Annotated in this window: 9 protein-coding genes; 4 read left to right on the plus strand and 5 right to left on the minus strand. The window is 39.6% G+C overall.

What is annotated here, in order from left to right; genetic code table 11:
* Positions 1 to 12: 12 nt before the first annotated feature.
* From AB9K32_RS04505 to uvrA, 3 genes are all read right to left on the minus strand, one after another.
* Positions 13 to 4,851 carry a gliding motility-associated C-terminal domain-containing protein gene (locus tag AB9K32_RS04505; protein WP_369884489.1) on the minus strand — a complete coding sequence of 1,613 codons (4,839 nt, stop codon included), beginning with the start codon at positions 4,849 to 4,851 and terminating at the stop codon, positions 13 to 15.
* 439 nt (positions 4,852 to 5,290) lie between these two features.
* Positions 5,291 to 6,220: a hypothetical protein gene (locus tag AB9K32_RS04510; protein ID WP_369884490.1), complete on the minus strand. Its 930-nt coding sequence runs from the start codon at positions 6,218 to 6,220 to the stop codon at positions 5,291 to 5,293.
* 90 nt (positions 6,221 to 6,310) lie between these two features.
* On the minus strand, positions 6,311 to 9,088 hold the full coding sequence (uvrA, locus tag AB9K32_RS04515; RefSeq protein ID WP_369884491.1) for an excinuclease ABC subunit UvrA: 2,778 nt from the start codon (positions 9,086 to 9,088) through the stop codon (positions 6,311 to 6,313).
* Between the two features lie 251 nt (positions 9,089 to 9,339).
* Here uvrA and AB9K32_RS04520 point away from each other — a divergent pair, with 251 nt between their 5' ends.
* Positions 9,340 to 9,924: an RNA polymerase sigma factor gene (locus AB9K32_RS04520; RefSeq protein WP_224837007.1), complete on the plus strand. Its 585-nt coding sequence runs from the start codon at positions 9,340 to 9,342 to the stop codon at positions 9,922 to 9,924.
* Positions 9,925 to 10,176: 252 nt separating this feature from the next.
* Here AB9K32_RS04520 and nth read toward each other — a convergent pair whose 3' ends face one another.
* Positions 10,177 to 10,839, minus strand: coding sequence for an endonuclease III (gene nth / locus AB9K32_RS04525; RefSeq protein WP_252079694.1), 663 nt, complete (start codon positions 10,837 to 10,839; stop codon positions 10,177 to 10,179).
* A gap of 55 nt (positions 10,840 to 10,894) precedes the next feature.
* On the opposite strand from nth, the gene bcp reads away from it, so the two are divergent.
* Positions 10,895 to 11,347, plus strand: a complete 453-nt coding sequence (gene bcp, locus AB9K32_RS04530; protein ID WP_224837005.1) for a thioredoxin-dependent thiol peroxidase — start codon at positions 10,895 to 10,897, stop codon at positions 11,345 to 11,347.
* A 131-nt stretch (positions 11,348 to 11,478) separates the two neighbouring features.
* On the opposite strand, the gene AB9K32_RS04535 is transcribed toward bcp, so the two are convergent.
* Positions 11,479 to 12,930 carry a TonB-dependent receptor gene (locus AB9K32_RS04535; protein WP_224837004.1) on the minus strand — a complete coding sequence of 484 codons (1,452 nt, stop codon included), beginning with the start codon at positions 12,928 to 12,930 and terminating at the stop codon, positions 11,479 to 11,481.
* Positions 12,931 to 13,019: 89 nt separating this feature from the next.
* On the opposite strand from AB9K32_RS04535, the gene AB9K32_RS04540 reads away from it, so the two are divergent.
* Positions 13,020 to 13,784: an MBL fold metallo-hydrolase gene (locus AB9K32_RS04540; RefSeq protein ID WP_369884551.1), complete on the plus strand. Its 765-nt coding sequence runs from the start codon at positions 13,020 to 13,022 to the stop codon at positions 13,782 to 13,784.
* Between the two features lie 139 nt (positions 13,785 to 13,923).
* Positions 13,924 to 14,421, plus strand: coding sequence for a hydrolase (locus AB9K32_RS04545; RefSeq protein ID WP_369884492.1), 498 nt, complete (start codon positions 13,924 to 13,926; stop codon positions 14,419 to 14,421).
* Positions 14,422 to 14,470: the final 49 nt, after the last annotated feature.

Here is a 14,470-nt window from a genome sequence, read left to right on the forward strand (position 1 = left end):
GATATGGGTATTTTAATTATTGTTGCTTAGGAAGAGGTAGCCTGAATAGTTCTTTGCGCCTGGATTTTCATTGGGAAATTCGAGTATATAGAAATAAGTACCGCCAGGAAGTTTATTTTCTTTGGAAACTGTAGCCTTGCCTTCTGAAACCCCTGTGAACAATTTATTCCCGGTTCCATATCCTTCGGCTTTATAAACCAGGGCTCCCCATCTATTGAATACTTTTAGAGTGTTATCGGGATAGGCCTCAATACCGTTTATTTGGAAATGATCATTGATTCCATCTCCATTTGGTGTAATCCCATTAAATATTTCAAAATCAGGGTCATTAATCGTAAAGGTGCAAATCTCCTCGGGTACCAACGTTTCGGTAGGGTTGTTTTCCAAAGGACTGTTATCGTCAGATAAATCAGATACCTTAGTTTGTTGGCCTACTATAGAAGCAAAGACCGTAGCTTGATTTACCACTGATCCATTCTCTATATCCATTTCTGTTATACTATAATTAGCGGTAAATGTCCAGCTTTCGCCAACAGATAGAATACCATCGTCCCCTATGTCTTCTCCTGGGCTCAGCTGTGTGGAAATTACATCATCCAACTTTTGGTCTTCTAGTGTTATGTCGGTGAGATTTGCACTACCAACATTGCTCACGATAAAGGTGTATCGAATAGATTCGTTGCATCCATCCAAATCTAGGTCATCAAGTTCCCCTGTTTTTACCAAAGCAATCCCGGGACCACCACTGGTACACACATCGGATGGAACCATTGTGAAATCTGAGTCACCGTCAGAAATTAGTACATCCAAGTTTTCTGGTTTGGCAGAAACCACCGCTTGGTTATTGATGGTACTATTGATATCATTTAGCACTAGGCTATATAGGACTTGATAGCTCCAGCTCTCCCCAATGGACAGTACATTGTCATTGCCCGTATCGGTATTGGGGTCGGGGCCATCAACGGTTCCCCCCAAGAAATCATCTTGCAGAACAACCTCAAGCAAGTCAAAATCCCCGGTATTGGTCACGGTAAAGCTGTAGAGAATACTTTCAATACAACCATCATTATTAAAATCATGTAGATTACCAATTTTATTGAGTTCAATGCTTGGAGCTCCAGTAGTACACGCCGTATCGGTAACACTGGTCTGTGTCGGCCCATCCAAAGTTTCATCGCTAGGATGCGAAACATCTTGTAACGGGATGTCCGTATCAAAGATTTCTGCGGTTACTGTTGCTGTATTTTCCACAAAGGTCAGATCTATATCTTCCTGAACAATGGCGTAAATGGCTTCAAATGTCCAACTTTCTGCTGGTGAAAGCACACCATCCTCGTTTACGTCCGATCCTGCGATGGGGCCAACAATTTCACCTCCAAATAAGTTATCCAATAAGATAACGCTATCCAAAGCCACATCTCCATTGTTTGTGACGGTGAAAGTGTACAATATACTTTCTTGGCAGCCATCTTGGTTCAAGTCTTCCAGCGCCCCTGTTTTTATGAGACTTATGCTTGCCGTACCTTGCTCGCAGGCATCTGAAGATATTGTGGTGTTTGTGGGGTCATTTTCATTGGCATTTGGGGAATCATCATCGGATTGGTCCTGTACCTCAGCGGTTCCACATAGATTGAATGCGGTAACGGTAGCGGTATTTTCTACATTGCCCGCATCTATGTCGGACTGTTGTAAAGGATATAGGCCAGAGAACACCCAGTTTTCGCCCACGCTCAAAATACCATCCGAACCATCGTCCGAGGTATCATCCAAAATGGGATTCCCTTGTAACAAATTATCAACGATACTAACGGTTGCCAAGGGAGCATCACCGGTATTGTGCACGGTAAAGGTATATTGAATGTGGTCATCACAACCATCGTTATCAATAATATCCACAGTTTCTCCTTCTTTCACCAAACCGACGGATATATTTTGGCAACTGCTCAGATCTACCTCGGTAACATCATCTTCATCTGGACTGTTGTCATCCGATAGGTCTTCAATTGGAAAATCCGGATAGGCCTGTACATTTGAGGTTACATGGGCCTGGTTGTGGAAACATCCAAAATTGATTTCGTCTTGGGTTATGGGTTGTGTTGCAGTATAAACCCAGGTCTCATTAGGATCTAATAAGCCAATATTGTTTTCATCACCTGTGGGGCCACTGATGACCATGGGCAAGTTAAGATCAGTGAGCACCACATTCTCAAGTAGCTCGTTGGATGTACTTTCGTTGGTCACGGTAAAGGTGTAATCTATGGCCGTACAATCTGCGTTGACCACCCCGGTTTTGACCAATCCAATACGGGGTTCACAATCAGCGAGCAAAGTTATGGTAGGTCTATCCTCATCAATACTTTCAAAATCAGATACATCCTCTACGGTCACATCAGGAAAACCGACCATGGCTGCCTTCACTAATGCGGAATTTTCTACCTCTCCATTCAAACGATCTTCCGTAGTCAATTGATACTCGACGGTATTAAAAATCCAGGTTTCACCAGGATCCAATTGCCCGGGGTTTATATCATCGCCCTCATTCGGTGTTAGAGGAATGGATATGGGTAGGTTTAAATCGGTAATGGTCACATTCTCCAGAATCTGCCCTTCCGTACTTTCATTGGTCACTGCAAAGGAATAATCAATAAATGCGCAACCTCCTTCCACACCTTGACCATCTTTGGCCACCCCTTTTTTTATAAGGCTTATACGAGGTGTACAGGTTGGAATGTCAACTATTGTAGGTCGATCTTCATTAATATTTTCAAAATCGGAAATATCACTCGCCACTTTGCCTGGAAAGGTATCGGATTCCGCTAGAACATACGCATGGTTCTCTACAGACCCGGTAGTAATATCTTCGGCAGAAAGGGGATAAACTACCACATACTCCCACACTTCGCCAGGCTCCAATATACCCAATGGGGCATTATCACCATTAATGGGTTGGGCAGGAATAATCCCAGCCAATTTTGGGTCTTCAATTGCAATACTGGAAAATGTTTCAGTCGGTTGTCCTGTATGAGTAACAAAAAACGTATATTCTATTGATGAACAACCATTATCTTCTCCCAAAGGACCTTTAGATTGCCCTATTTTTGTGAGTGCAACGCCAGTGGTACAAAAGCTCAGGTCTATTACTGTTTCCCCATCTATACTGAAATCACTGGGATGCGAAAAATCGGATACTATGGTGCCGGGCGAGTTTACCATTTCAGCTTCAACAAAAGCTTGGTCGAGTGTTTGCCCTGCATCAATTTCCGTATCCAAAAGCTTACGCGTGATCACATATTCCCAATTTTCACCAAAGTCCAAGATGTTATCCTCAACGCCAACACCTATTGGACCCTCGATGGTTTCGTTAGGGCCAAGATTATTTATGGTGATGTTGTGCAAAGGTTCTTGATTTATACTTGTGTTTTGTATTGCTAGGGTAAATTGAACAAATGAACAACCAGGTGATACATCAGTGAATGCAAAGGTTTTGCCTTTCAATACCGTACCAATACTGGTATCGCAATTACTTAAAGGAGTATTGGTCTCTCTATCTTGGTTAACATCGCTATGATCTGAGGCATCTACTGCCACTATTAGGGGAGTTTGGTTTTTTGCTTCAGCGGTGACATAGGCTTGGTTCAGCACAAAACCATCTGTAATATTATCTTGTACAACAGTATAGAATGCTTGGTAGGTCCAAGTTTCACCAGGTTCCAATTCCCCAGCAATACTTCCTCCACTCTCCACAGGAGGTTCTGAAATAACACCATTTAAAGCGGGGTCTTCAAGAACAACATTGATAAAGCTGTATGGAACGGTATTTAAATGGGTTAGGGTAAAAGTGTATAAAACTTGATTGCAATTGCCCAAGGTTTCCCCGGTTTTGATTAGTCCGATACTCCCTTTTTCACAATTTGTTATGTCGATGTTGGTGTTGCCATCGTCCAACAGATCTGTAGGATGTGACAAATCGCTGACTGTTGCGGTAGGGGTTCCGTTTGCTTCGGCAGTTATTGATACTTGTTCAGTTATCGTAGTATTAAAGTCACTTTGATTTAATGGTCTGGAAGCACTATATTCCCAAGTCTCGCCGGGGTCAAAAAAACTATTGTTATTAGAATCTCCATCTACCAATACGAAACTCAAGCTTGTATCTAAACTGCTAATATTGATATTGGTTAAGTTTTGAGGAGAGGAACTTAAGTTTACAACAATGAGTTGATATTCTAAAGTTTCGCATCCCGGGGAATTACCAAACCAATCGCTGGTTTGGGCCAAGAGTTGAGCACCAATTTTGCGACAAGAAGAAATGTCAAAAACGGTTGGATCATCTTCATTGAACAAGTTATCGTCGGATAAATCAATTGTGGTTACCCCCGGTTGCCCCACAACTTCGCACGTGACCCTTACTTGGTTTTGAATGGAGTCTTGACTAAGGTCATCGGGACTTAAATTTCGTGTTGCATTGAGTTCCCAAGATTCACCTGCATCCAATATCCCATCGTTATTGGTATCACCGGATACGGGAGTAAGGTTTACTATCAACGCTGGATCATTTATATCAATGGCCTCTGTAATTGTTAGTGATTCACTATTGGTACTATTATTTCTTATAAATACTGTATAATTTATAGCAGAACAATCTCCATTGACGGTTCCGGACATGACCACTGCTATACTTGGCACATAGAGGTTTGTGCCTGTTTCGGTTGTGTTATTGTAAATTGCATTTTCCGTATAGTAACCATTCAATGTATGGGCCCTTAGGGCCAAGCTAAAGCTGATCAAGGTAAAAAGCAACAAAATTGACCCTATATGAAACCTTTGGTTACTTTCTTTATATCTCGTTTTCATGGCAATTAGCTTTGTGGTTATTGGTAAGGAACGGGAAGAAGAATCCGATACAATAAGCTATGCTCGATGTATTCGAACTTTTGTTTACAAATAACGGATGGATGTTTTGTGGAACGTATAAATTCACCATACGTGAATAAATTGTTATTTAACCCACAATTTTAGGCAGATAAATAAGATGGCTTAGGTGTCATTTGATAAATCAATGATATGAATTGACGAAATAAGCATATCAATTGACGGGATAATCCCATAAATTAGGGGGTAAACATATAAGATTACAAATACAAAAGTGGTTTCTTACAAACTTGAAATACGGCTATGAATAGTTGCGTGGTTTAGTAATTAACTTTTCAAGTACACACCAAACTGAAAATCCTCGCGGATTTTCAGAAGTAGGGGAGAACAAGCAATTACTAATGGCCATTGTACACAGTTTTTATTTGTTCAATATCCAATTTATTAATTCCGTTTTGTCTACAATTGCCCAACTATGAGGATGTCTTTCGCCATTGGCTCTGTATCCTTTATCAGTTGTCGGAATATATTCAACACTCTTATATCCTTTTTTGTTAAGACTTTCAGATAATTTTTTGATGTAAAAAGCGTTCATTTGTTCGTAATCCGCCATTCGATTTTCTTTCCACCAAAGAGTGTCAGGTTCTGTATAAAGTCTGATTTTAGTCCGTTTTAATTTTTTTATATTAGAAGTGTTATTCGTGCTGTATGTGAACACAGCATTTTTTTCATATTTTCCAATATTATCTTTTGGATTACCGAAGTTACTGCCCAAAGTTTCTAAAAGCCAAGTACTTTCTTGAATTGAAGGTTCTGAAAAATTTCGTTTTATATTTTTTTCTGAAGATTTGTACAATGCAACCAAGTCTATTGGCGAATCTACAATAAACACTCCTTTTGGGTCAATATAGAATTGCTTCATCCCAACAATAAAATTACTTATTAAGAGACTGACAACTCCACCACTTGAAAAACCCCCGATAAAAATATTTTCAGTTGGCAGCTGATTTTCAATAATTATATTCTGCAATTTTTTTGCGAGTTGACGTTTTTCGCTTTCCTCAAGCCATAGCTTCTGATTAAAGTTTGATAACAAAACTGCAATACTGTTTTCTCTCGCAATGTCAAGAATTTGAAATTCCCTTTTAATATCATCAGCATTTTCAGGATAACCTCCGAATAAAATTAAAACACCATTAATTTCTTTGTTTGGTTTATAAAGCTCGTAATCTTCTTTTATAATTTCAGTAAACTTAGTTTTTTCAGTAGCTATTTGTTCCTTTTCTTCTTTTTTCTGTTTACAAGAAACAACTACAACAAATATTAAAATTAAAATGGATGTTCTTTTCATTCTTCAAATTGTGTACAACGGTCTCCTTTATATTTATAAATATAAACTCTCCTGCTCAAGGTCCTATTAAGAGTTGTCAGCTTTTTAACTTTAGATTATTTGAGCGAGATATTTACTCGTATGTGACAAATTATTTTTAACGATTTCCTCCGGAGTGCCTTCGACTACCAAGTTCCCACCTTTTTCACCGCCTTCGGGGCCTAGGTCTATAATGTAATCAGCACATTTTATGAGCTCCATATTGTGTTCGATAACAATAATGGAATGTCCCTTGTCCAAAAGTTCTTCAAAGGATTTGAGCAGTTTTTTGATATCGTGAAAATGAAGACCCGTAGTGGGTTCATCAAAAATGAACAAGGCTTTTTCCTTGGTATGACCTTTCACCAGGAATGATGCAAGTTTTATACGTTGTGCCTCGCCGCCAGATAGGGTAGAAGAGGATTGCCCCAAGGTAACATAACCCAATCCTACATCTTGCAACGGTTTTAGCTTGGTTACGATCTTGTTCTGATTGTACTTGGTAAAGTGATCAATGGCATCGTCAATGGTCATGTTCAAGATATCATCTATGTTCTTACCTTCGAAGTGGACTTCCAGGATTTCCTTTTTAAAACGTTTGCCGCCACATACATCACACTCCAAATGTACATCGGCCATAAACTGCATCTCTACGGTAATCTCTCCCTCTCCCTTACATTTTTCGCAACGACCACCATCTACATTAAAGGAAAAGTGTTTGGCCTTATAACCACGTAGCTTGCTCAGTTTTTGCGAAGCGAGCAGACTTCTTATATCATCGTAGGCTTTAATATAAGTGACCGGATTGGAGCGCGAGGAACGGCCAATCGGGTTTTGATCTACAAATTCCACATGTTTGATATGGGCATACTTGCCATACATTTCCGAGAACTGTCCGGCCTTTTCACCATACCCCCCTGTTTCCTTCAAAATAGAAGGATACAGAATTTTACGGACCAAGGTACTTTTTCCACTTCCCGACACTCCGGTGACCACTGTGAGTACGTTCAAAGGAAAAGTAACATCTATGTTTTTGAGATTGTTCTCTCTCGCTCCTTTAATTTGAATGTAATGCTTTGAGTTTCTCCGTTCTGAAGGAACAGGGATTTCCATGGTTCCATTAAGATAGTTTGCCGTTAACGAATCGGCCTGTAAGATGGTTTCCCAATCCCCGGTAGCCACTACGTTTCCGCCAAGGGTCCCCGCTTCTGGGCCAATATCGATAATTTCATCGGCAGCCTTCATAATATCTTCATCGTGTTCTACTACAATAACGGTATTCCCGAGATCACGAAGTGATTTTAATACTTCGATCAAATTTTCGGTGTCCCTGGGATGAAGTCCAATGCTGGGTTCGTCCAAAATATACATGGACCCCACTAAACTGCTTCCCAAGGATGTGGCAAGATTGATCCGTTGACTTTCCCCTCCGGAAAGGGTGTTGGATTTTCGATTTAATGTAAGATAACCTAGACCGACCTTGTCCAAAAACTCCAATCGGGTGGTAATTTCCTTGAGCAATCGTTTGGATATTGCCGTGTCGTGCTCGGACAGCTGTAAGCCGTTAAAAAACGTCATTAATTGTTTAATGGGCAGCTCTATTAGATCTGAAATGGATTTATTGTCCACTTTTACAAAGTTCGCTTCTTTGCGCAGGCGTTTTCCTTTACATAAGGAGCATTTGGTTTTACCTCGGTATCTGGACAACATTACCCTGTTCTGGATTTTATAGCTTTTCTCCTCCAGTTGCTCAAAAAATTTATGTATACCAATAAAATGTTCGTTGCCGTCCCAAACCAATTGTTTTTGAGAGTCCGAAAGTTCGAACCAAGGTTTATGTATGGGAAAGTCGAACTTGTATGCCGAATTTACCAATTGATCCCTGTACCAGCCCATACTTTCGCCACGCCAAGGGAAGATTGCATTTTCATAAACGGATAAAGAGGTGTTGGGAATTACCAGGTCTTCATCAATACCTATTACATCACCATATCCTTCACACTTTGGGCATGCACCGTAGGGATTGTTAAAACTGAACAAGTGTACATTGGGTTCCAAAAACTTCATTCCGTCCAACTCAAACTGGTTGCTGAATGTTTTGATCTCGCCAGTCTGAAGGTTTTCTATGGCACAGGTTCCCTTACCTTCAAAAAACGCATTGTCCACTGCATTGGCCAAACGGTTCCAGAAATCCTCATCATTCTTCACTATAATACGATCTACTACAAGATCGAATTCCCTACCGATATCTTCCGGGGCTTGATCAATACGGATGACTTCTCCCTTATATTTTATCCTGGCATACCCTTGTTTGGAAAAAAGCTCCAACGATTTTAGCGGTTCTCGTTCGTCGGATATGGTTATGGGGGACAACAAAAGAAGTTTGTCCCTTTCGTTCAACTGCTTTATGTAGTCGATAACATCGGTTACGGTATGCTTTTTAACCACTTTGCCAGAAATAGGTGAAATGGTTTTCCCAATACGTGCGTAAAGCAGTTTTAGGTAATCGTATATTTCCGTGGTAGTGCCCACCGTAGATCTTGGGTTGGTGGAATTTACTTTTTGTTCTATGGCAATGGCAGGGGCTATACCTTTAATATAGTCCACTTTGGGTTTGTCCAATTTTCCCAAGAACTGTCGTGCATAGGAGGAAAGACTTTCCACATATCTACGCTGTCCTTCGGCATAAAGTGTATCAAAAGCCAAACTCGATTTTCCAGAACCGGATAATCCTGTGATAACCACCAACTTATTTCTTGGAATCACAACATCTATATTCTTTAGGTTATGTAGTTTGGCACCTTTGATTATAATATTCTGCTTAGGATCTACGTTGATATTGATTGCCATATGTTAAAATTAGGGTTCCAAAGATACGATACACTGCACTTTATACGTATATTGTATCAGTTAACATATAAAAATCGTCAACTCACAACATAGATTTTTAGGTCGCCTCCCTATTTATCTATATTTGAAGTGTAATTAAAATCCTGATAGGCCTATACAGAATAATTACTTTTTAAAGATTAAAAACTGAATAACTAAAGTCTTTCTTGGCAAAGGAAGGGCTGTGATTTTAACCCAAAAAAGTAATTTGTATGGAACAGCTACAGATTAATGACTCGATTTTAGTAAAGAACTACATTAACGGAGACGAAAAGGCTCTTGAAATCCTAATCAACAGACACAACCAAAGAATCACCAGCTTTATATACAGCAAAGTTTTGGATAGAGATGTGGCAGAGGACATCTTCCAGGACACTTTTATTAAGGTGATTAAAACCTTGAAAAAAGGAAGCTACAGCGAAGAGGGTAAATTTTTACCTTGGGTAATGCGAATAGCCCACAATTTGGTGATTGACCATTTCCGTAAAAACAAGAGAATGCCCAAATTTGAGGGAAGCGACGATTTCAACATCTTCTCCGTAATCCACGACGAGAAATTGAACGCCGAAAAACAGATCATTAAAGATCAAATAGAAAGTGATCTTACCCTTTTGATCGAAGAATTACCGGACGACCAGCGCGAAGTACTTATCATGCGAATCTACAAGGACATGAGTTTCAAAGAGATATCCGAAAACACCAACGTTAGTATTAACACAGCTTTGGGTAGAATGCGATACGCTCTTATTAATCTTAGAAAAATAGTTGAGCGTAAGAACATCGTTTTAACGAATTAATCGGTATTACGTCGAACGCTGCAATATTTCCAATCTAGCGCCGTTATATAATGGAAACAATTACTTACGCTAGAATATGGAAAACATTTACTCTGAAGAACAAAAATCCGTAAAAACGGTAAAAGCGAGCCAGAAAACTGTTGATTTCTTACTTAGCTTTTCAAAATCGATTCATGTAGTTGACTACAAAAAACACCAGTTTGAAGTAACATTGAATTAATTTAAGGATCAAACTGACGAAAAGAGCCGCAATTAGCGGCTCTTTTTGTTTTTATAGTATTCGTTGATCACCGATTTGCGCCCAATAGTCTTGGTGATAATATCCTTTTCCAAGTCCCAGCCCCTGGCAGGCGAATATTCCCGGCCATACCAAATTATTTGAAGGTGCAACCTGTTCCAGATTTCTTTTGGAAATAAACGTTTGGCATCACGTTCGGTCTGTACCACATTTTTGCCATTGCTAAAACCCCAACGGTACATCAACCTATGAATATGGGTGTCCACAGGAAAGGCTGGAATCCCAAAGGCTTGTGAAACCACTACACTTGCGGTTTTATGTCCCACTGCAGGCAATTCTTCCAACAAAGCAATATCCCTGGGTACCTTGCCATTGTACTTTTCTATCAGTATTTTGGAAAGTCCATAAATGCCTTTTGCTTTCATAGGGGATAGACCCACTGGCTTAATGATCTCCCGAATTTCTTCCTCAGATAACTTTACCATATCGTATGGATTATCGGCCTTTTCAAATAAAAGAGGGGTAATTTGATTGACACGAACATCGGTACTTTGTGCGGATAGCAAAACTGCAATCAACAAGGTATAGGGATCCTTATGATCTAAAGGTATGGGAATGGTAGGATAAAGTTCATCCAAGGTTTTTACGGCAAAATCAACCTTTTCTTGTTTGGTCATATTTGTTTAACTTTGCTTGTATAAATATTAAACAATAAATTCAATCACAGAGATCATGAATATGTTAAAAATAGGAGATAAAGTACCTGATTTTTCAGCAAAAGACCAAGACGGCAATACAATTAATCTTAGTGATTACAAAGGCAAGAAGTTAGTGGTATTTTTCTACCCTAAAGCGAGTACTCCTGGATGTACGGCCGAAGCCTGTAATTTACGGGACAATTATAAGGAATTGCAAGATCAAGGTTTTGAGCTTTTGGGCGTTAGTGCCGATTCAGAAAAAAGACAATCCAATTTTAGGAACAAATACGAGTTTCCTTTTCCCTTATTGGCAGACGAAGACCATACCGTAATCAACACCTTTGGTGTTTGGGGGCCAAAAAAATTTATGGGAAAAGAATACGACGGTATCCATCGTACCACTTTTATTATTGATGGTGATGGAGTGGTAGAAAACGTTATCAGTAAAGTAAAAACCAAAGACCACGCTGCGCAGATATTGTCTTAAAATGCTTTTTTTCTGATCGAGCGTAGTCTAGATGTCAATAAACAGGAGGCATTTTAAAGTTCTCGATTGCGCTCGAACGGACAATAAAACGTAATAAAGTAAAAAAGGCACTGATTTCAGTGCCTTTTTGTTTATTCTTTTTTCTCAAGAACCTTTCTGGTAAATAAGTTTTTTTCTTTGATTATTTCGGCAATACCCTCCGGTAATTCTTCTTCCCATCCATCATCCTTGTTAATGATTCTTTTAAGAACATCCCTGGAGAAAATATGGAGCACATCCGGGTCATAATCAATAATGTCCATCACCTTTCCGTTATATTTAAAGAATTTGTACAATTCTTTCATTCTTGGATGAACCTTTACATTGTTGCTGGTAAGCACTTGTCCCGTTTCTGGATCTTTCATAGGGTAGAGGTACACTTTTAAATCCTTAAAGAACAGTTTGCCGAACGCTTCAAGAATACCACCGCTCAAGTGACGATAGTATTTTTCATCAAAAACATCTACCAAGTTGTTCACGCCCATGGTCAATCCAATTTTGGCCTTGGTGTAGCTGTTAAAGTATTCCACCAACTTATAATATTCCTGGAATTTGGAAATAAGCACCGTATGCCCCAGGGAACAAAGAAGCTCCGCACGATCCATAAAGTCTTGCTCATCTATTTCACCCGAAGCTTTTAGGTTGGACAAGGTAATTTCGAAAACTACAATGGCATTGTCCATATCTACTGTTTGCTCCCGAATAAAAATATCGTACGATTTCTGGAACATGTCCATATTCACCTTGGTCACCGGTCTAAAACTACCGCGAAGAGCCAAAATGTTTTTCTTGTAAAGCACGGCCGCAGGCAAAAGGTTGTGCCCATCGGGGCCGAACATTACCGCATCCGTCATATCGTTTTTAATAAGTTGAAGACTCATTAAACGGTTGTCGACCTCGGAAAAATTAGGCCCAGTAAAGTTGATCATATCAATCTCCAAAGTATCGTGGTCGATATGGTCGTATAGATATTTTAAGAGCTTTTTGGGCTTGTGGAACTTAAAAAAGGCGCCGTAAATTAAATTAACGCCTAAAATACCGAGGGTTTCCTGTTGTAATCTGGCCTCGTTTTGTTTAAATCGAATATGGAGAATAATTTCGTCGTACTCCTTTTGGTCCGGGTCTAATTGAAAACGAAGACCGACCCAACCATGCCCTTTGTATCTTTTCGAAAAATCGATGGTAGCCACAGTATTGGCATAACTAAAGAACAGGTAATCAGGGTTGTTGTCCCTACTGATCCGTTCTTCCACCAAACGCATTTCGTGGTCCAACATCTTTTTTAATCGGGATTGTGTAACGTAACGGCCATCCTCTTCGATTCCATAAATGGCATCGCTAAAAGATTTGTCGTAGGCGCTCATTGCCTTTGCAATAGTTCCGGATGCGCCACCAGCTCTAAAAAAATGTCTGGCGGTTTCTTGTCCCGCTCCGATCTCGGCAAAAGTTCCGTAAATATCTCGATTCAAATTTATCCTTAAGGTTTTCGCCTTTATGGAAGGAATATTTTCAAAAGAATTTTCTTTGCTTGGTACGCTGGGCATTTCCAAATTTTTAAACTACGGCAAAGTTACACTCTTCGGGCAATCTATTAAATAAATAAGTTATAATTTTGGTTTTAATGGATGATAAGATGACCATTACTTTTTTAGGTACGGGCACTTCGCAGGGCATACCCGTGATCGGAAGCAACCATCCCGTTTGTCTAAGTACAGACCCTAAGGATAAAAGACTGCGTGTATCGGTACTGATTTCTTGGGAAGAATATAATTATGTTATTGATTGTGGCCCTGATTTTCGACAGCAAATGTTGACAAATCCCATTGAAAGACTGGATGGCATTCTGTTTACCCACGAGCATGCCGATCATACTGCGGGCATCGATGATATTCGCCCATTTTTCTTTAGGCAGGGAGATATTCCCGTTTATGCCCATCCAAGGGTTTTGGATTCGCTCCGTAGGCGGTTTGATTATATTTTTGCCGATGAGGATCGATACCCCGGAGCCCCGGCGGTAGAAGTGCACGAAGTCTTTAAAAATAAGAATATCTCATTGGGCGATTTAGACGTGGTACCTATTGAAGCCTACCATAACCGTTTACAGGTTTTTGGTTATCGTTTTGGAGAGTTTGTTTACATGACCGATGTTAAAAGAGTGGAGGAGGAGGAAATCAAAAAAATAAAAGGCGCAAAAATTTTAGTGGTCAATGCACTGCGTATTGAGCCTCACCATTCCCATTTTAATTTAGAAGAAGCATTGGAATTTGCAGAAAAAGTAGGCGCGGAACAAACCTATTTTACCCATATCAGCGCTTTGTTGGGTTTTCATGAAGAAGTTGAAAAAAAACTGCCAGAAAATGTACATTTGGCCTACGATAACCTAAAGATAAAAATATAGAAGTTCTTAATTCGTTTTCATGGTAGGTTATAAAATAACAGATTGTCATTTTGAGTCCGACCCAACACGGGACGGAACATCTCGACTGTGTTCCATGTGACATTAATTGGAATTAAGGATTCATATAATTTTCAAATACATGAAGAAAAACATATTTCTATACCTATTTGTTTTTGCCGCTCTGTTGGCACTTTTTCAATACGTTACTGGTAGTAACATGCAAAAAGCATTGAGCTCTGATGTGGAAAAATTGGAAAACCAGGTAGTAAAACTTGAAGATTCCCTACAAACCATGCATCTAAAGGTACTGGATATGCAATACTTTACCTTGGAGAACAACGACGATGCCCTGGCCTATTACGACCACTTAAAACTGGAGAACCCATCGCTCTACATCCAGGATAAATTACTGGAAACCAACGAACAAAAAGGAGATAATCCTTTAATTCCCTACGAAGGGATGGAAAGTGATTTTAAGATAAACAAGATCAAAGTACTGAACCATAAATGGATTTTGGCCGATTTCTCAGATGGAAAATACTGGGGGGATATGATCATCAAATATGAGCTAAAAGATGATCTAAGCGTAGATTTTACTTTGGCCGAACATTTGCTTTACGCACCACGGGACTATTAATTTGCCTCAAGTCAGTACTTAGTTCGACACATGCAAAAAATATATCATC

Source organism: Allomuricauda sp. XS_ASV26 (assembly GCF_041224615.1).
Lineage (GTDB): Bacteria > Bacteroidota > Bacteroidia > Flavobacteriales > Flavobacteriaceae > Flagellimonas > Flagellimonas alginolytica.

What these genes read in the sequence shown, in the direction of transcription:
- AB9K32_RS04505 (WP_369884489.1), bottom strand. Translation starts at nt 4,851, where the DNA reads ATGAAAACGAGATATAAAGAAAGTAACCAAAGGTTTCATATAGGGTCA.
- AB9K32_RS04510 (WP_369884490.1), bottom strand. Translation starts at nt 6,220, where the DNA reads ATGAAAAGAACATCCATTTTAATTTTAATATTTGTTGTAGTTGTTTCT.
- uvrA (WP_369884491.1), bottom strand. Translation starts at nt 9,088, where the DNA reads ATGGCAATCAATATCAACGTAGATCCTAAGCAGAATATTATAATCAAA.
- AB9K32_RS04520 (WP_224837007.1), top strand. Translation starts at nt 9,340, where the DNA reads ATGGAACAGCTACAGATTAATGACTCGATTTTAGTAAAGAACTACATT.
- nth (WP_252079694.1), bottom strand. Translation starts at nt 10,839, where the DNA reads ATGACCAAACAAGAAAAGGTTGATTTTGCCGTAAAAACCTTGGATGAA.
- bcp (WP_224837005.1), top strand. Translation starts at nt 10,895, where the DNA reads ATGAATATGTTAAAAATAGGAGATAAAGTACCTGATTTTTCAGCAAAA.
- AB9K32_RS04535 (WP_224837004.1), bottom strand. Translation starts at nt 12,930, where the DNA reads ATGCCCAGCGTACCAAGCAAAGAAAATTCTTTTGAAAATATTCCTTCC.
- AB9K32_RS04540 (WP_369884551.1), top strand. Translation starts at nt 13,020, where the DNA reads ATGACCATTACTTTTTTAGGTACGGGCACTTCGCAGGGCATACCCGTG.
- AB9K32_RS04545 (WP_369884492.1), top strand. Translation starts at nt 13,924, where the DNA reads ATGAAGAAAAACATATTTCTATACCTATTTGTTTTTGCCGCTCTGTTG.